The 16,385-nt window shown below is 65.2% G+C and carries 14 protein-coding genes; 4 read left to right on the forward strand and 10 right to left on the reverse strand.

The genetic code is table 11. The features are described 5' to 3' along the window. Positions 1–229 precede the first annotated feature (229 nt). The 4 genes from ACO07D_RS19875 to ACO07D_RS19890 all read left to right on the forward strand — a co-directional run bounded on the left by ACO07D_RS19875 (position 230) and on the right by ACO07D_RS19890 (position 5,192). Positions 230–1,933 (forward strand): peptide ABC transporter substrate-binding protein, encoded by a 1,704-nt coding sequence (locus ACO07D_RS19875; protein WP_421704662.1) that lies wholly within the window; start codon positions 230–232, stop codon positions 1,931–1,933. A gap of 65 nt (positions 1,934–1,998) precedes the next feature. Next, positions 1,999–3,009, forward strand: coding sequence for an ABC transporter permease (locus tag ACO07D_RS19880; RefSeq protein WP_421704663.1), 1,011 nt, complete (start codon positions 1,999–2,001; stop codon positions 3,007–3,009). Continuing rightward, positions 3,002–3,922, forward strand: a complete 921-nt coding sequence (locus ACO07D_RS19885; protein WP_421704664.1) for an ABC transporter permease — start codon at positions 3,002–3,004, stop codon at positions 3,920–3,922. The genes ACO07D_RS19880 and ACO07D_RS19885 overlap by 8 nt, the downstream gene beginning before the upstream one ends. Before the next feature lie 211 nt (positions 3,923–4,133). Further along, a complete protein-coding gene (locus ACO07D_RS19890; RefSeq protein WP_421704665.1) occupies positions 4,134–5,192 on the forward strand; it encodes a YeeE/YedE thiosulfate transporter family protein in 1,059 nt (352 codons plus the stop codon). Here the strand turns inward: ACO07D_RS19890 and ACO07D_RS19895 are convergent. The 10 genes from ACO07D_RS19895 to mraZ all read right to left on the reverse strand — a co-directional run bounded on the left by ACO07D_RS19895 (position 5,125) and on the right by mraZ (position 16,345). Next, positions 5,125–6,405, reverse strand: a complete 1,281-nt coding sequence (locus tag ACO07D_RS19895; protein ID WP_421704666.1) for a DUF3422 family protein — start codon at positions 6,403–6,405, stop codon at positions 5,125–5,127. The two genes, ACO07D_RS19890 and ACO07D_RS19895, sit on opposite strands and share 68 nt — an antisense overlap. Positions 6,406–6,507: 102 nt before the next feature. Continuing rightward, positions 6,508–7,917 (reverse strand): UDP-N-acetylmuramoyl-L-alanine--D-glutamate ligase, encoded by a 1,410-nt coding sequence (gene murD, locus ACO07D_RS19900; RefSeq protein WP_421704667.1) that lies wholly within the window; start codon positions 7,915–7,917, stop codon positions 6,508–6,510. A gap of 273 nt (positions 7,918–8,190) precedes the next feature. Next, positions 8,191–8,703, reverse strand: a complete 513-nt coding sequence (locus ACO07D_RS19905; protein ID WP_421704668.1) for an SDR family NAD(P)-dependent oxidoreductase — start codon at positions 8,701–8,703, stop codon at positions 8,191–8,193. Continuing rightward, a complete protein-coding gene (mraY, locus tag ACO07D_RS19910) occupies positions 8,700–9,782 on the reverse strand; it encodes a phospho-N-acetylmuramoyl-pentapeptide-transferase (protein ID WP_421704669.1) in 1,083 nt (360 codons plus the stop codon). Before mraY ends, ACO07D_RS19905 begins: the two co-directional genes overlap by 4 nt. Continuing rightward, positions 9,782–11,218: a UDP-N-acetylmuramoyl-tripeptide--D-alanyl-D-alanine ligase gene (locus tag ACO07D_RS19915; RefSeq protein WP_421704670.1), complete on the reverse strand. Its 1,437-nt coding sequence runs from the start codon at positions 11,216–11,218 to the stop codon at positions 9,782–9,784. Before ACO07D_RS19915 ends, mraY begins: the two co-directional genes overlap by 1 nt. Further along, positions 11,215–12,702, reverse strand: a complete 1,488-nt coding sequence (locus ACO07D_RS19920; RefSeq protein ID WP_421704671.1) for a UDP-N-acetylmuramoyl-L-alanyl-D-glutamate--2,6-diaminopimelate ligase — start codon at positions 12,700–12,702, stop codon at positions 11,215–11,217. Before ACO07D_RS19920 ends, ACO07D_RS19915 begins: the two co-directional genes overlap by 4 nt. A 17-nt stretch (positions 12,703–12,719) precedes the next feature. Then, positions 12,720–14,507: a peptidoglycan D,D-transpeptidase FtsI family protein gene (locus tag ACO07D_RS19925; RefSeq protein WP_421704672.1), complete on the reverse strand. Its 1,788-nt coding sequence runs from the start codon at positions 14,505–14,507 to the stop codon at positions 12,720–12,722. Beyond that, positions 14,504–14,845: a cell division protein FtsL gene (gene ftsL, locus ACO07D_RS19930; protein ID WP_421704673.1), complete on the reverse strand. Its 342-nt coding sequence runs from the start codon at positions 14,843–14,845 to the stop codon at positions 14,504–14,506. The genes ACO07D_RS19925 and ftsL overlap by 4 nt, the downstream gene beginning before the upstream one ends. After that, a complete protein-coding gene (gene rsmH, locus ACO07D_RS19935) occupies positions 14,845–15,843 on the reverse strand; it encodes a 16S rRNA (cytosine(1402)-N(4))-methyltransferase RsmH (protein WP_421704674.1) in 999 nt (332 codons plus the stop codon). The genes ftsL and rsmH overlap by 1 nt, the downstream gene beginning before the upstream one ends. A gap of 1 nt (position 15,844) precedes the next feature. Further along, positions 15,845–16,345, reverse strand: coding sequence for a division/cell wall cluster transcriptional repressor MraZ (mraZ, locus tag ACO07D_RS19940; RefSeq protein ID WP_421704675.1), 501 nt, complete (start codon positions 16,343–16,345; stop codon positions 15,845–15,847). Positions 16,346–16,385 lie beyond the last annotated feature (40 nt).

Consider the following 16,385-nt stretch of genomic DNA (forward strand, 5'->3'; position numbering starts at 1 on the left):
CCGTTGGCGCAAACAGGTCCTGCGCCCATTCCCCTGCGTAATTTTTGATCAAAGGGTTGCTTTTTTGCGAAAACGTGTTTGAGTGACGGGCAGGTCCGACGGGGACGGATCGCAAGAAAAGGGTGAAAACACCCAACAACAAGCTGAACGTTCCTTCGGGCAAAAAACTGAAAAAACTCGATTTTTTCGGGGAGAGAAAGACACGCAAGTGTCCAACAAGGAGTGTAGCATGAAATTCAAGACAGCCCTTCTGGGGGCCGCTGCCGCTGTGGCGCTGACCCCTTTGGCCGCTCAGGCTGAACGCGGGTCCGACGGCCACCTGAACATCATCTATTGGCAGGCCGCGTCGATCCTGAACCCGTTCCTGTCGGGCGGGACCAAGGACACCGAGGCCGCCTCGATGGTGATCGAACCGCTGGCGCGCTACGATGAAAACGGCAATATGCTGCCTTGGCTGGTCGAGGAAATCCCGACCGTGGCCAATGGTGGCGTGGCCGAGGATCTGACCTCGATCACCTGGAAACTGCTGCCGGGCATCAAATGGTCGGACGGCACCGATTTCACCGCCCATGACGTGGTCTTTACCGCCGAATACTGCATGCATCCCGAAGGCGGCTGCCAGCAGGAAACCAAGTTCGACGGCGTTCAGTCGGTCGAAGCGCTGGACGATCTGACCGTGAAGGTTACCTTCACCACGCCCAAGCCCTTCCCCTATTCGGCCTTCGTGGGCGTTGAAAGCCCGATCATCCAGGCCGCACAGTTTGCCGACTGCCTGGGCGCCAAGGCCCCGGAATGCACCGCCGCCAACTTCGGCCCGCATGGCACCGGCCCGTTCCGCGTGACTGAGTTCAAGGCCAATGACGTGATCTCGCTTGAGGCGAACCCGCATTACCGTGATGCGGCGAAACCGGCCTTCGCCACCGTGACCTTCAAGGGCGGCGGGGATGCTGCAGCCGCCGCGCGTGCGGTGCTGGAAACCGGCGAGTTCGACTACGCCTGGAACCTGCAGATCGACCCGACGATCCTGGCCCAGATGGCCCAAGCTGGACGCGGCCAGGTGGTCAGCTCCTTCGGCACGTCGGTGGAACGCCTGATGGTGAACCTGTCGAACCCGGACCCGGCGCTGGGTGACAAACGCTCGACCCTGGAAGGTGGGCCGCATCCCTATCTGACCGATCCAGCCGTGCGCCGCGCCCTGTCGCTGGCGATCGACCGCGGCATCGTATCGGAAGTGGGCTATGGCGCTGCGGGCAAGCCGACCTGCAACGTTCTGCCGGCCCCGGCCATCTATGCCTCGACCGCCAATGACGAATGCCTGACCCAGGACATCGCCATGGCGAACCAGATCCTGGACGAAGCCGGTTGGGTCAAGGGCGGTGACGGCATTCGCGCCAAGGATGGTGTGCGCCTGTCGATCCTCTATCAGACCTCGACCAACGCGGTGCGTCAGGACACTCAGGCGCTGCTGAAGGCCTGGTGGGCGGAAATCGGTGTGGAAACCGAGCTGAAGAACATCGACGCCGGTGTCTTCTTCGGCGGCGACCAGTCCAGCCCGGACACCTATCAGAAGCTGTTCGCCGACATCGAGATGTACACGAACAACTTCGCGGGCACCGACCCGGAAGCCTACATGGGCAACTGGGCCTGCGACGAAATCCCGATGCCGTCCAACAACTGGCTGGGGTCGAACATGCCGCGTTACTGTGACCCGGCCTATGACGCCCTGGTCGCCAAGATGGCCCAGACCGCCGCGCTGGAAGAGCGCGCGGTGATCGCCAAGGAGATGAACGACATGCTGATGCAGGCGGGCGCGATGATCCCGCTGGTTCACCGTGGCGACGTCTCGGCCCATTCGAACACGCTGGAAGGCGTTCGGATGAACTCCTGGGACAGCGAGCTGTGGAACATCGCCGACTGGACCCGCGCGAACTGAACCACCCCTGCCCTTCGACCCGTCCCCTGACCGGGGGCGGGTCACTTACATGACGGACCCCGCTCATGCTGACGTATACCCTCCGGCGGCTGATGTTCACCATCCCGGTGCTTCTGTTCATCAGCTTCATCATCTTCCTTCTTCTGGACATGGCGCCGAACGATCCCACCGGGAACCTGCCCATGACCATCCCGCCCGAAGTGCGCGAGAAGATCCGCGAGAGCCTTGGACTGGGCCAGCCGATCCACGTGCGCTACTTCAAATGGTGCGTGCAGTTCTTCATCAACGAGCCCCTGAACGTGATCGAACAATGGTTCGACATTACCATCGGCACCGGCGAGCGCCTGCGGGTACAGAGCTGGGCCACACGTTCGCCTGTGGTCGACCTGATCGTCGAGCGCCTGCCCCAGACCCTCTGGGTCGTGGGCATGTCCTATGTGGTGGGCATCCTGATCGCGATCCCGATCGGCGTGATCTCGGCCTATAAGCAATACAGCTGGTTCGACCAGTTCGGCACCTTCGTCTCGATGGTCGGCTTTTCCGTGCCCACCTTCTTTACCGGCGTGTTGATGATCGTCATCTTCGCTGTCTGGCTGGGCTGGTTCCCGTCGATCTATGACACCACGCACCAGGTCACCGATTGGGACAGTTTCGTGTTCCAGATCCGCCAGATGGCCATGCCGGTCTTCGTGCTCGCGCTTTACAACGCGGCGCAGATCAGCCGGTTCATGCGCGCCTCGATGCTGGACAACCTGAATCAGGACTATGTGCGTACGGCCCGCGCCAAGGGCGTGAAGGAACGCACGGTTCTGCTGATCCATGTGCTGCGTAACTCGCTCATCCCGGTCGTGACCGTGATCGCCCTGGGCGTGCCGCAGGTCTTCGGCGGTGCCATCATCACCGAGCAGGTGTTCAAGGTGAACGGCCTCGGCCAGTTGCTGATCATTGGCATTCAAGGCGCCGATATCCCGCTGGTGCAGACGCTGACCTTCATCTTCGCGGTGCTGATCGTGATCTTCAACCTTGTCGCAGACATCCTCTACGGCATTCTTGACCCGAGGATCCGCTATGACTGAGACAAACATCCTCGTCGAAGCCGAACCGACACAACCGATCCAGAGCCAATGGCGCGACGTGTGGTTGCAGTTCCGCAGCCATCCGGGTGCGATGATCGGCATGGGGTTCTTCCTGACCGTCTCGCTTCTGGTCACTGTCGGCCCGTGGGTCTGGACCCTGGATCCGGCTGCCCCCGATATCCTGTCGCGCAACCAGGGACCAAGCTGGGCCCATCCGATGGGCACGGACCAGCTGGGCCGCGACACGTTTGCGGCCATGCTGCAGGGCGGGCGCGTCTCGCTTCTGGTCGGCGTGACGGCCATGTTCCTGGCGCTGGTCCTAGGCACGCTGGTCGGCGTGCTGGCGGGCTATTTCAAGCGGCTGGACGGGTTCCTGATGCGTCTGACCGACCTGTTCCTGGCCCTGCCCCTGCTGCCGCTTCTGCTGGTGATCATCATGCTCTGGCGCGACACGCTGCGCGCCTGGCTGGGGCCGGAGATGGGCGTGTTCCTGCTGATCGTCTTCGTCATCGGCATTACCAGCTGGATGCAGACCGCACGGATCGTGCGGGGCGATGTGCTGGCCCTGAAGGAACAGGAATTCATCATGGCCGCCCGGTCGATCGGCACCACGCCACGGCGCATGATCAACCGGCATATCCTGCCCAATGTGGTCAGCCCGATCATGGTCTCGGCCACCCTGGGCATCGCCAATGCGATCATCACCGAAAGCGCCCTGTCCTTCCTGGGCCTGGGCTTCCCCTCGGACTATCCGACCTGGGGCAAGCTTCTGAACGACGCGGTGAACTTCGTGCAGATCCACCCCGAGCGCGTGCTCTGGCCCGGTGCGGCGATCTCGCTGACCGTGCTCAGCGTGAACTACATCGGCGACGGGCTGCGCGATGCGCTGGATCCGCGCATTCGCGGGCGTTGATCGCGCGGCGCAGAAAAGAACGGCTTCGGCCACAGGCGGCGCCCCTTGGGGCGCCGTTTTGCTATCTGGGTTCGATGCAGGAGGGTGTTTCCAGAGCAAGCCCCAGAGCGGAACATTGTTCCGCCGCCCACAACAGAATCACACATTCACATGCTTGCTTGTGTGAATTTTTCCGGCCATTGGGACCAAAATTCCAGTGCGGAGCAATTCCATGTTCGAAACTTTCGGCTTTGAAACCCTGACACCCCGCCAGGCCTCCATCTGGTTCGGCCTGGCCCTGGGCCTGGCATTTGGCGCCCTGGCCGAGGTCTCGCGCTTCTGCCTGCGCCGGGGCCTTGTTCCGGGGGCAGATCGCCATGCGGCCCTGGCCACATGGCTGGTGGCCTTGGCCGTCGCCCTGCTGGCCATGCAGCTGCTGCCGCGGGATCTGATCGCTCTGGAAGAGCATCGCCTGCACGCCGCCTCCCTCCCCGTCCTGGCCATCACCCTGGGCGGCCTCATGTTCGGCGCAGGCATGGCGCTGACGCGCGGCTGTATCTCGCGCCTGACGGTGCTGACCGGGTCGGGCAACCTGCGCGCGCTGTCTGTCCTGCTGGTCGTCGCCATCTTCGCCCATGCCACAATGAAAGGCCTGCTGGCCCCGCTGCGCACCGGCCTGTCCTCCGTCACCGTGCCCACCCCGACCCTTCCGGGCCCGGGCCTGGCCTGGGCCTTCGTCGTGGCCGTTCTGATCGCCACCCTCGCCTGGCGCGTCCGTGCGCCCAAGGGGCACCTGCTGGCCGCCGCTTTGATCGGCCTACTGATCCCGGTCGGCTGGGTTGGCACAGGCTTCGTGCTGTTTGACGAGTTCGACCCGATCGCGATGGACAGCCTGTCCTTTACCCGCCCGCTGGCCGACAGCCTGTTCTGGAGCATCGCCTCCTCCGCCGTGCCCGCCGGTTTCGGCATCGGACTGCTGGGCGGCACGCTCGCGGGCGCGGCCCTGCTGGCGATCCTGTCGGGTCGGTTCCAATGGCAGAGCTTCGAAAGCCCGGCCCAGACCGGCCGCTATCTGGCAGGCGGCGCGCTGATGGGCATGGGCGGGGTGCTGGCGGGCGGCTGCACCGTCGGTGCGGGCCTGTCCGGCGTCTCGACCCTGTCGGCAGCGGCCATCCTGGGCCTGGGGACCATCATGCTGGGCGGCTGGGCCACCGGCCGCCTGCTCAGTGACCCATCGACTTCCGGATCCGCCGCACCATCAGCCACACCAGAGCCACAACTGGCAGGCTGAGCGCGGCAAAGGTCAGCTCCTTGGACAGGCCAAGCGCCCTGGCAGCGGGGTAGAGGAAATATCCCGCCAAGTTCAGCGCGTAATAGCTGATCGCCACGACCGACAGACCTTCGACCGTCTGTTGCAGCCTGAGCGCCAGGTCTGCACGCCGGTCCATGCTTTCCAACAGCGCCTGGTTCTGCGCGGAGCGTTCGACATCGACCCGGGTCCGCAGCAAGTCGCCCGCCCGTTTTGCCCGTTCCGACATGCTGGCCAGCTGCCGCTCCGCCGCCTTCACCGTCCGCATGGCCGGGTCGAACCGGCGGGTCATGAACTCGGCCCATGTCTGGCGCCCGCCGAACCTTTCCTCACGCAGGACGGCAATGCGCTGGTTCACGATCGCTTCATAGGCCCCGGTCGCACCAAAGCGGAAACTGGACTGCGCCATCAGATCCTCAAGCTCGGCACTGATCGACAGAAGCTCGTCCAGGGTGGCATCCGCCGCGCCCTGCCCACCCATGGCGCCCACAAGGCGACTGAGTTCACCGTCCACCTCGCCCAGCCGCCCCGACAGGCTGCGCGCACGCGCAAGCCCCAGCATCGACATGGACTTGTAGGTCTCGATCTCGCAGATGCGCTGCACGATGCGCCCGACTCGCCGCTTGCCAATCCCCGGCGCGGTAAAGATGGCAAAGCGCATGTGCCCAGCCTGGTCGATACGGAAATCACCGGCCACCAGCGCCTCGCGGTCCAGCACCCAGGAGGCCGCCAGGCTTTCCGGCACGAACCATTCGGAGAGGCGTGCGCTGATATCCTCCTCGTCCCGCTGTTCCTCGACACGGATCAGCGCCGAGGAGACCCGCACACCCGGCGCCTCGGCCAGCCAATCCTCGGGAAAGACGTCGAAGGCGGCAGGATCGAAAGCGCGCGCCATCACCCCCTCGCCAAAGAGCGTATAGGTCACGAATTCCGTGTGGCTTTCCCATTTCAGCTGATGGCGCCCGATCTTGCCCGAATAATGCGTGGCGCCCGGCTGCGGATGCGGCGCACCGTGGCGATCCAGAAGTGCAATCAGATGCGCCCGATCCGCCTCGCGATCCCGCCCGGCGGCGTCATGTTCGCGCTTCACCGCCACATAGGCAGCGAAACACGGCGCCTTCAGCGACGGAAAAGGCCGCGCATGCAGCTCATTGGCCAGCGCATAGCGCAGGGGGTGGTCCGGGATCTGGGGCATCGCGCGCTCCTTGTTTCGCGCAAGGTTAACGCCATGCGGGAACGCATCAACCCCGACAATCGCGACAAATCCCCGCGTGAAAGCGGCTGATGTTTCCGAAAGTTACGCGGTCTCGCCGATCCGCACCTGAACGAGGCGGGTAAAGTCCTCGCCCCGTTTCTCGAAGTCCGGATATTGGTCGAACGAGGCCGCCGCAGGGGCCAGCAACACGGTGTCACCGGGCTGAGCCTCGCCCCCTGCCCGGGCCACTGCGCGCTCCATGGTCTCGCAGATCTCGTATGGGGTGTCCCCCAGCTGCAGCGCAAACTCCCGCGCCGAATGACCGATCAAATAGGCCTTGGCAACATTGCCGAGCTGGCCGGAGAGCTCCTCGATCCCACCGTCCTTGCCCAGCCCGCCCGCGATCCAGCGAATGTTCTTGAACGCACCCAGGGCGGCGGCGGCGGCGTCAACATTGGTGGCCTTCGAGTCATTGACCCAGGCCACACCATCCGCCTCGCCCACCAGCTGGCTGCGATGCGGCAGACCCTTGAAGTCGTGAAACGCCGCTTCGATGACGCGCGGTGCCAGGCCCAGCGTGCGACAGACCGCATAGGCACAACAGGCGTTCTGATGGTTGTGGCTGCCCGGCAGCCCCTTGACCCCGCGCAAGTCGACCGACCCCACCTGTCGCCCCTTGCGGTATTCCGACAGGAAACCCTTGCGCGCAAAGACCTGCCAGCCCGGCCCGGTCAGTTTGCGATCGACGCTGACTCGGATCACGCGATCATCGGTCGGCCCCTCGGTCAACTGCCCAGCCAGGTAGACACCCTCGGCCTCATCCACGCCGATCACCGCCCGATCCGGCCCGCCCTCGGCAAACAACCTGCGTTTGGCCGCGAAATAGCCGCCCATGCCGCCGTGGCGATCCAGGTGATCGGGCGAGAGGTTGGTAAACACCGCCACATCCGGGGTCAGCGCGCGCGCCAGATCGGTCTGGTAGGAGGACAGCTCCAGCACCACCACCTCGCCATCCACGGCCGGTTCGATATCCAGCACGCCGCGCCCGATATTGCCCGCAAGCTGCGTCGCACGGCCCGCATGCTCCAGCACATGATGGATCAGCGCCGAGGTGGTCGACTTTCCATTCGACCCGGTCACCGCCACCACGCGCGGCAAGGTGTCGAACCCATCCCAATCCCGGGTGGCGAAGCTGCGAAAGAAGAGCCCGATGTCATTGTCCACTGGCACGCCCTCGGCCATGGCGCGCGCGATGAGCTTGTTGGGTTCCGGATAAAGATGCGGAATACCGGGGCTGGCGATCAGCGCGGCCACGCCCTCCCAGGCATTGCCCCTGGTCAGGTCATGCAGGGTCAGCCCAGCCTGCTCGGCCCGCGCCCGCGCCTCCTGCCCATCATCCCAGCACAGCGCCTCGGCGCCCCCGGCCTCCAGCGCCTTGGCCGCCGCCAAACCGGACCGGCCCAGCCCCAACACGGCCACTTTCAGGCCCTCAAAACCTTGCACCGGGATCATGCGCACCTCCTGCTCTTCCCAACGGTGCTAGCCCAAATCAAGTCACGGGGGAAGTCACAGCCACCTGTTCTTTTGCTTGCCAGAAATATCTCGGGGCGGCCGAAGGCGGGGCAGCGCCTCCGCGGCCTTGTTGCCCTACCAGGCGATAGGGGCCATGTCGCGGAAGAACCCACCTGTGGGGCCATTGTCCGGCAAAGTGGCCAACCAGAGCGCGGTTTCGGCCCCTTCCTCGGGGCTGCGCGTTGCCGCGGACCCGCCCATGCGCGTGCGCACTCAGCCAGGGCACATGGCGTTGACCTTGACGTTATCTGGCAGCTCGCGCGCCGCGGCCACGGTCAGCGCGTTCAAGGCCGCCTTGGCGATCCCGTATGCGCCCGGCCCTTCAAGCCCTTCGTCGAAGCTGCCCCATCCGGAGGACAGGTTGACGATGCGCCCGTAGCCCTGTTGACGCATCCAGGGCGCCGCCAGGCGGATCAGCGCGTAGGGGGCATGGACCATGACCTGCAGGGTCTCGTCGAACCTGGCCTTGCGCGACAGAAGCGGGGCGTCGAACAGCACGCCCGCATTGTTCACCAGCACGTCCAGGTTCGCCGCCTCCGGCGGTAGGCAGGCCGGTTCCGACAGGTCGCAGAAGATGAGCTCGGCCCCGATCTCTTCGGCCACGGCGACACCGCTTTCCGCATCCCGGCAGCCGATCATTACCTCCAGCCCGCGTGCCACCAGCCCCTCGGCAATGGCGCGGCCGATGCCGCGATTGCCGCCGGTCACCAGGGCGCGCCGGGTCATCGCACCTTCAGCGTGGCCAGCCCGATCAGCGCCAGGATCAGCGAGATGATCCAGAAGCGGATGACGATCTGCGGCTCCTGCCAGCCCTTGTGCTCGAAATGGTGGTGGATCGGCGCCATCAGGAAAACGCGTTTTCCGGTCTTCTTGAAATAGAGCACCTGAATGATCACCGACAGCGCCTCGACCACGAACAGCCCGCCAACGATGGCCAGCACGATCTCGTGTTTGGTGGCCACCGCAATGGCGCCAAGCGCGCCCCCCAGGGCCAGCGACCCGGTGTCGCCCATGAACACAGCGGCAGGCGGCGCGTTGTACCACAGGAAGCCCAAGCCCCCGCCGATCAGGGCGGCGGTAAAGATGAAGAGCTCCCCGGTGCCGGGCACGTAATGCACGTCCAGATATTCGGTAAAGTCGACGCGGCCCACGGCATAGGCGATGACGCCCAGGGTGCCCGCCGCGATCATCACAGGCATGATCGCCAGCCCGTCCAGACCGTCGGTCAGGTTCACCGCATTGGCCGAGCCCACAATCACGATCATCACGAAGGGGATAAAGAACAGGCCGAAGTTCCACAGCGTGTCCTTGAACACCGGCAGCGCCAGCTGGAATTGCAGCCCCTCGGGGTGCACCACGCTGGCCCAGTAGCCCGCGATCCCGGCAATCACCAGGCCCAGGCCAAACCGCACCCGCCCAGGCACGCCCGCGGTGGTGGCTTTCGACACCTTGGCATAGTCATCGGCAAAGCCGATCAGCCCGAAGGAATAGGTCACGAAGAGGGTTATCCAGACGTAAGGATTGTCCCAGCGCGCCCAGAGGAGCGTCGCCACCAGCAGGGCGGAAAGGATCAGCAAGCCACCCATGGTCGGCGTGCCCTGTTTCACCATATGGCTCTGCGGCCCGTCCTCACGGATCGGCTGGCCCTTGCCCTGACGCTTGCGCAGGATGTTGATCAGGGGCTTGCCGAAGATGAACCCGAAGATCAGCGCGGTAAAGAACGCGCCGCCCGCCCGGAAGGTGATGTAGCGAAACAGGTTGAACAGGTCGCCACCGTCCGAAAACTCGGTCAGCCAATACAGCATTACTCTTGCCCCTCTTGGTTAAGGCCCCGCGCATGGCCCAATTTGCGGATGGCGTCAACCGCGCGGCTGACCTTCGACCCCTTCGAGCCCTTCACCAGCACGATATCGCCAGCGTCCACCCAGGAATGCACCCGGGCCACGGCCTCGTCCGCGGTTTCGACCCAGTCGCCTTGCCGGTCGGCGTCCAACCGATCCCACAGCGCCTTCATGCGTGGGCCGACGCAATATACGCGGTCCAGCGCCGCGATATGCGTCAGGTCTGCAATGCCCGCGTGCAGCGCAATCTCCTCAGTCCCCAGTTCAAGCATGTCCCCTAGGATGGCAATGCGCCGCCCCTTGGAGACGCGGCCGACGCTGTCCGTCGGGGTCGCCGCCGCCAGCACCTCCAGCGAGGCCGCAAGCGAGGTCGGGTTGGCGTTGAAGGCGTCGTCGATCAGTTGAACCGAGAACCCTTCGACCGGGTCCAGCACAACCTCTTCGCGCGTGCCGCGCCCGCCGGGCGGCTGCCAACGCACCATGTCGCGTGCGGCCAGTGTCACGTCGCCGCCCAGGGCATCAACCGCCGCCAGCACCGCCAGCGCGTTCATCGCGAAATGCCGACCCGGAGAGGCGATGCGGAACAGGTGTTCGTTCCCGCCCATGGCCGCCTTGCAGATGGTGGCGTCATCGGTCAGCTCGACATGGGTCAGCCGCGCGTCATTCTCCGGGCCTTCCCCGAAGCGGATCGTTTTGGCTCTTCCCGCTGCGTCAATCAGGATCCGCGTCGTCTCCAGATCGCCGTTGACAACGGCCACCCCGCCCGGCTCCAACCCGTCGAAGATCGCCCCCTTCTCGCGGGCAATTCCATCAATATTCTCAAATGCTTCCAGGTGCGCGGCCGCGACGGTGGTGACCATGCCCACATGGGGCCGTGCCATCTGCGCCAGAGGACCGATTTCGCCCGGGTGGTTCATTCCGATCTCGATCACGGCGAACTCGGTTTCGGCGGGCATGCGCGCCAGGGTCAGGGGCACGCCCCAATGGTTGTTGTAGCTGGCCTCGGCGGCATGTGTACGCCCCTGGGCCGCCAGAACCGTGCGCAGCATTTCCTTGGTCGAGGTCTTGCCGACCGAACCGGTCACGGCCACCACGCGCGCATCTGTGCGGGCACGGGCCGCAGCGCCCAACCGTTCCAGAGCGGGCAGCACGTCATCGACGATCAACAGCGGCGCGTCTGGCGCCACACCATCGGGAATGCGCGAAACAATGGCCGCGCCCGCGCCCTTCTCCAGCGCTTGAGCCACGAAGTCATGCCCGTCACGAATGTCTTTCAAGGCAACGAAGAGATCGCCGGGCCGGATCGTTCGGGTGTCAATCGACACGCCCTCCACGCCCCAGTCACTCCGCGCCTCGCCGCCGGTCGCTGCCGCGGCTTCTTTCGCGGTCCACAAGCTCATGTCAGCCGCCCTTCCAACGCGGCCACGGCCACGCTTGCCTGCTCCACATCATCAAAGGGCAACACATCATCGCCGATCACCTGCCCGCTTTCATGCCCCTTGCCCGCGATCAGCAGCGCGTCACCCGGCCCAAGAGCATCCACCCCGCGCAGGATTGCTTCGGCCCGGTCGCCCACGTTGTTGGCATTCGGGCAGCCCTCCATCACCATGGCGCGGATCGCGGCGGGGTCTTCCGAGCGCGGGTTGTCATCGGTCACGAAAACCACATCGGCGTTCTCCGCCGCCGCCTTGCCCATCAGCGGGCGTTTCGTCGTGTCGCGATCCCCGCCCGCGCCCAGCACGACGATCAGGCGGCCCAGCACATGCGGGCGCATCGCTTTCAGCGCGGTTTCCACCGCGTCCGGCGTGTGGGCATAGTCGACAAACACCGCCGCGCCATTGTCGCGGGTGGCCGCAAGCTCCATTCGGCCGCGCACGGTTTCCAGGTCTTCCAGGCACTCGAACACGCTGGTGGGTTCGGCCCCACAGGCAATTGCCAGCCCGGCGGCGGTCAGCACATTTTGTGCCTGGAACCCGCCGATCAGGTTCAGCCGCACCAGCTGGGTCTGCCCCAGCCAGGAAAAGCGCAAGTCCTGCCCGGTGGCATCATAGCGGTGGCCCAGGAGGCGCAGCTCGGCCTCCTCGCCGCCACCGACACGGATCAGGTTCTGCCCGCGCGCCTCGGCCATCGCCACCAGCTCGACCCCGCGCGGATCGTCGGTATTGATCACCGCCACGCCGTCATCAGGCAACACACGGGTAAACAGCCCCGCCTTGGCCTCGAAATACTCCTGGAAGGTGGCGTGGTAATCCAAATGGTCCTGGGTGAAATTCGTGAAGGCCGCCGCGTGCAGGCGCACCCCGTCCAAACGACGCTGCGCCAGTCCGTGCGACGAGGCCTCCATCGCCGCATGGGTCACGCCGGACCCGGCCATTTCGGCCAGCACGCGGTGCAGGGTGATCGGTTCGGGCGTGGTATGGGTCATCGGCGCACAGAACGCCCCTTCGACCCCGGTCGTGCCGATATTGGCGGCGTCATGGCCCAGGAGGGTCCAGATCTGGCGGGTAAAGCTGGCGACCGAGGTCTTGCCGTTTGTGCCGGTCACCGCGATCATCAGCTCGGGCTGGGCGCCGTACCAAAGCGCAGCAGCGTAGGCGAGCGCCATGCGCGGGTCTTCGGTCACGACGATGGCCGCGTCACTGCCCGCCAGTTCCTCGCGCGCGATCTCGGCCCCTTCCAGGTCGGTCAGGATCGCCCCTGCCCCCATGCGCAGCGCGTAGGTGATGAACTCGGCCCCATGCACACGCACGCCGGGCAGGGCGGCAAACAGATGGCCCGGTTTCACGGTGCGGCTGTCCACCGACAGGCCGGTCACCTGCGCCTCCTGCCCGCCCCGGGCGCTCAGCCCCAGATCGGCCAGGGATTTCGGGTCACGTCCTGCCATATGCTCGCCCTCTCGGTTCAGTTCGAGGTGAGTGTTACCCCGGTCGGGGAGAGAGGTGCAATCTCCGGTTTCAGCCCCATAAGCGGAGCGACGCGACGAATGATCTCCGCTGCGACCGGAACGGCGGTCCAGCCGGCGGTGCGGCGCGGTTCCGAGCCCGAGGTCTCTTCGGGCTCGTCCAGGGTCACGACCAGCACATATTTCGGATCATGGGCCGGGAAGACGCTGGCAAAGGTGGCGATGACCTTCTCGTCGTAATAGCCGCCCTGCGGGCGCGGCTTGTCGGCGGTGCCGGTTTTCCCACCCACGGCGTAGCCGGGCACTTCGCCGAAACTGGCGGTACCCCGGGCCACAACAGCGCGCAGCATGTCACGGGCGGCAGCCGAAACCTCGGGCCGCACGACACGTTCGCCGGGCGTGTAATGGGTGGGACGGATCAGGGTCGGCTGCACCCGGGTGCCGCCATTCAGGAGGCTGGAATAGGCCGCTGCCAGATGCAGGGGCGAAGAGCTGAGCCCGTGACCGTAGGAGATCGTCATCGCCGACAGCTCGGACCAATTGGGCGGCAAGAGCGGCTTGGCCCCGGGCGCTTCGGTCAGTTCGACCGGCGTCGCCTCCAGCAAGCCCAGGTCGCGCAGGAACGCCTGTTGGCGCTCGACCCCGATCTGCATGGCCAACCGCGCCGTGCCCACGTTGGAGCTTTTCACGATAATGTCCGTCACCGACAGGCGCGGGCCGTAGTTCTTGTTGCGAAACTCGCGGATCGTATGCTTGCCCCAACGCAGCGAGCTTTGCACCTCGATCTCGGTCCCGGCATTCGCCAGGCCCAGTTCCAACGCCTGGGCGGCGGTAAAGATCTTGAAGACGGAGCCCAGTTCATAGACCCCCTGCACCGCGCGGTTGAACAGCGGATCGTCGCCCCGATCGCCTTCGGTCAGGGGACGCGGGCGGTTGTTCGGGTCGAAGTCGGGCAAGGAGGCCATGGAAATGACCTCGCCGGTGTGCACATCCATCAAGACGGCGGCAGCCCCCTTGGCGTTCATCATGCGCATGCCACCATAAAGCACCCGTTCAACCGCCGCCTGCACGGTCAGGTCAATGGACAGCATCAGGGGCGCGTCACCATTGGCCGGGTCGCGCAGGTAGTCGTCAAAGCGGCGTTCCACCCCGGCAACACCGATCACCTCGGCCGCATTCACGCCTTCCTTGCCGAAGGACGCCCCCCCCAGCACATGCGCGGCCAGGCGACCGTTCGGATAAAGCCGCATCTCGCGCGGGCCGAACAGAAGGCCCGGCTCGCCGATATCGTGCACCGCCTGTTTCTGCTCGGGGCTGATTTTTCGCTTGATCCACAGGAACTTGCGGGACCCCGTGAAATCCTCCAACAGCTCTTCTGCCTTGAGGTCCGGAAAGATCGAGGCCAGCTCCGTGGCCGCACGCGCCGGGTCCACCATCATCGGCGGCTGGGCATAAAGCGCATAGGTGGCGAGGTTCGTCGCCAGCACGCGGCCCTGGCGATCGACAATGTCGGCACGCGCCATCGCAATGCGGGCCCCTGGCGCCTGTGCGCGCGGTTCGGACGGCTCCGAACCCGACAGCATCGCCATGCGCCCGCCCACGACCAGGAAGGCGCAGAGGAACAGGCCCGCCAGCACCAGCAAACGGCCCTCGGCCCGCAGACGTGCCTTGTCGCGCATCTCGTCATGGCGGCGACGCAGGTTCTCGCGCTCGATCACGTCGGGGTTTTCGCCCTTCTCGCGGGCGTCCAGGATACGGGCCAGCGGGCGCAGGGGAATGCGGGTCATTGGGCAATCTCCCCGATCACGTCGATGGAGTTGGACAGGTCGATGCCGCCCTCGGTCGGGAAGGCGATCTGATCCACGCGGGCAAACTGTTCGGGCGTCAGCGGCAGAAGGCCCAGCCGGTCAAAGTTCAGCTCGACCAGGTCCCGCAGCCGATCGGGGCGGTTCAGATAGGCCCATTCGGCGCGCAGCACCGCCAATTCCTCGCGCATCTGGCCGATTTCACGCTGTAGGCGCTCGACCTCGGCCAGGCTGTCCTGGGTGCGGTAATTCTCGGAATAGGCCCAATAGGCCAGACCCATGACGATCAAAGCGGATGTGAGATACAGAAAGGTACGCATCAACTCGTTCCCTTGAGGGCAAGGCCGGGAAGGCCCAGTTTCTTGCGGTCGGTTGCCTCGGCGGGGGCTTCGGTCCGGGTTGCCACACGCAGGCGCGAGCTGCGCGCGCGGGGGTTTTCCTCCAGTTCCTGCTCGTCCGGGCCGATGGCCTTCTTCGGCGTCAGGTGGAAGGCGGGGATTTCGTCCTGGCCTTGCGGGGCGTAACGCGACCCGCCCCCGCCCACGGAGGACCGCGCCTGGAGGAAGCGTTTGACCACGCGGTCCTCCATCGAATGGAAGGTGACCACGGCCAGCTTGCCGCCCGGTTTCAGGGCGCGTTCGGCAGCCTCGAGCCCGGCGATCAGCTGGCCGAACTCATCATTCACCGCGATGCGGATCGCCTGGAAACTGCGGGTTGCCGGGTGACTTTGCCCCGGTTTTGACCGCGGCAGGCATTTTTCGATCACACTGGCCAATTGCAGCGTGGTTTCAAAGAGTTGCTCCGCACGCGCGGCGACAATCGCCTTGGCAATCCGACGCGAGGCGCGCTCTTCGCCATATTGAAACAGGATGTCAGCGAGCTCCGCTTCCGAGGCATGATTGACGATATCCGCCGCCGACGGCCCCGACTGGCTCATGCGCATGTCCAGCGGCCCGTCCTTCATGAAGGAGAACCCCCGTTCGGCCAGGTCCAGCTGCATCGAACTCACGCCCAGGTCCAGCACCACGCCGTCCAGCGGTTCGCCCGCCAGCTTGTCGAGGTCGGAAAACGTGCCCTGCTCCAGCCGCAGCCTCTCGCCATAGTCTCCGGCCCAGTCGGCGGCCATGTCGAACACCAGCGGGTCGCGGTCAATGCCCACAACCACATCCGCGCCCTCGGCCAGCAGGCCGCGCGTATAACCGCCCGCGCCAAAGGTGCCATCGGCCCAGATGCCGGTCACGGGTGCGACTGCCTTCAGAAGAGGGCGCAACAAGACTGGGATGTGGGGACGGTCGCCGGTCTCAGCCGCGCCCGCCATCTTAGCCCCCCGCTCCGTTCAACAGGGTCAGCGGATCGAAATCATCAGGCATTTCGTCCAGCCATTCCTCGGTGCGTTTCAGCTCGACCTCATCATAGGTCTCGGGCTTCCAGATCTGGAACGTGTCGCCGGTGGCGATGAAGAAGGCTTCCTTCTCCAGCCCGATCTTCTGGCGCAGCTTTGCAGGCAGCACCAGGCGGCCGGTCTCATCCACGGTGGTGGGGAAGGACTGCCCGTTGAACAGGCGTTCCAGCATGCGGCGCTCGATGGATCCACGCGGCAGGGCAGCAATCTGCTCGTCCACCTCGTCGATCGCCTCGACCGTGTAACATTCCAGGTAATTGCGGCGATGGTCGCCATAGACGATCACCAGGTTGGGGTTGTCGCCCTCGCGGTGATCGGGGTCACCAGCCTCGAGAACACGGCGAAAGAGGGCGGGGATCGAGACCCTGCCCTTCGTGTCCACCTTATGGTGGCTTTCACCTCTGAACCGTCGTGCCACTTGCGCGGCTCCTTCGTTCTGTCCTCATTCCGGCCCATTT

Origin of the sequence: Aliiroseovarius sp. (assembly GCF_965228805.1) — a bacterium.
GTDB lineage: Bacteria > Pseudomonadota > Alphaproteobacteria > Rhodobacterales > Rhodobacteraceae > JASBTN01.

Excerpts from the sequence above, each read along its gene's own strand:
- ACO07D_RS19890 (WP_421704665.1), top strand. The coding sequence starts at position 4,134 with ATGTTCGAAACTTTCGGCTTTGAAACCCTGACACCCCGCCAGGCCTCC.
- ACO07D_RS19875 (WP_421704662.1), top strand. The coding sequence starts at position 230 with ATGAAATTCAAGACAGCCCTTCTGGGGGCCGCTGCCGCTGTGGCGCTG.
- ACO07D_RS19905 (WP_421704668.1), bottom strand. The coding sequence starts at position 8,703 with ATGACCCGGCGCGCCCTGGTGACCGGCGGCAATCGCGGCATCGGCCGC.
- ACO07D_RS19880 (WP_421704663.1), top strand. The coding sequence starts at position 1,999 with ATGCTGACGTATACCCTCCGGCGGCTGATGTTCACCATCCCGGTGCTT.
- ACO07D_RS19885 (WP_421704664.1), top strand. The coding sequence starts at position 3,002 with ATGACTGAGACAAACATCCTCGTCGAAGCCGAACCGACACAACCGATC.
- rsmH (WP_421704674.1), bottom strand. The coding sequence starts at position 15,843 with ATGGCGGGCGCGGCTGAGACCGGCGACCGTCCCCACATCCCAGTCTTG.
- ACO07D_RS19920 (WP_421704671.1), bottom strand. The coding sequence starts at position 12,702 with ATGGCAGGACGTGACCCGAAATCCCTGGCCGATCTGGGGCTGAGCGCC.
- ACO07D_RS19915 (WP_421704670.1), bottom strand. The coding sequence starts at position 11,218 with ATGAGCTTGTGGACCGCGAAAGAAGCCGCGGCAGCGACCGGCGGCGAG.
- mraY (WP_421704669.1), bottom strand. The coding sequence starts at position 9,782 with ATGCTGTATTGGCTGACCGAGTTTTCGGACGGTGGCGACCTGTTCAAC.
- ACO07D_RS19895 (WP_421704666.1), bottom strand. The coding sequence starts at position 6,405 with ATGCCCCAGATCCCGGACCACCCCCTGCGCTATGCGCTGGCCAATGAG.
- ftsL (WP_421704673.1), bottom strand. The coding sequence starts at position 14,845 with ATGCGTACCTTTCTGTATCTCACATCCGCTTTGATCGTCATGGGTCTG.
- murD (WP_421704667.1), bottom strand. The coding sequence starts at position 7,917 with ATGATCCCGGTGCAAGGTTTTGAGGGCCTGAAAGTGGCCGTGTTGGGG.
- ACO07D_RS19925 (WP_421704672.1), bottom strand. The coding sequence starts at position 14,507 with ATGACCCGCATTCCCCTGCGCCCGCTGGCCCGTATCCTGGACGCCCGC.